Origin of the sequence: Streptomyces sp. H27-H5, assembly GCF_026627505.1 — a bacterium.
Lineage (GTDB): Bacteria > Actinomycetota > Actinomycetes > Streptomycetales > Streptomycetaceae > Streptomyces.
On the sequence record NZ_JAPNLK010000352.1, the window covers coordinates 1 to 687 of the forward strand.

Sequence of the window (687 nt, forward strand, 5' to 3'; positions counted from 1 at the left end):
GGGTGATGGGTGACTGGTCGTTGCTTGAGAACTACACAGTGGACGCGAGCATCTGTGGGCAAGTTTTTAAGGGCACACGGTGGATGCCTTGGCACCAGGAACCGATGAAGGACGTGAGAGGCCGCGATAGGCCCCGGGGAGCTGCCAACTGAGCTTTGATCCGGGGGTGTCCGAATGGGGAAACCCGGCAGTCGTCATGGGCTGTCACCCACTGCTGAACACATAGGCAGTGTGGAGGGAACGCGGGGAAGTGAAACATCTCAGTACCCGCAGGAAGAGAAAACAACCGTGATTCCGGGAGTAGTGGCGAGCGAAACCGGATGAGGCCAAACCGTATGCGTGTGATACCCGGCAGGGGTTGCGCATGCGGGGTTGTGGGAATTCTTTTGATCGGTCTGCCGGCCGGTCGGCGAGTCAGAAACCGTTGATGTAGTCGAAGGACATGCGAAAGGTCCGGCGTAGAGGGTAAGACCCCCGTAGACGAAACATCAGCGGCTTGCTTAAGAATCTCCCAAGTAGCACGGGGCCCGAGAAATCCCGTGTGAATCTGGCGGGACCACCCGCTAAGCCTAAATATTCCCTGGTGACCGATAGCGGATAGTACCGTGAGGGAATGGTGAAAAGTACCGCGGGAGCGGAGTGAAATAGTACCTGAAACCGTGTGCCTACAAGCCGTGGGAGCGTCGC

At 57.8% G+C, this 687-nt stretch carries 1 rRNA gene; it reads left to right on the plus strand.

Annotated elements, in window-relative coordinates:
* Positions 1 to 56 precede the first annotated feature (56 nt).
* Positions 57 to 687: ribosomal RNA gene (locus OTB19_RS43210) — 23S ribosomal RNA — on the plus strand; the annotation flags it as partial.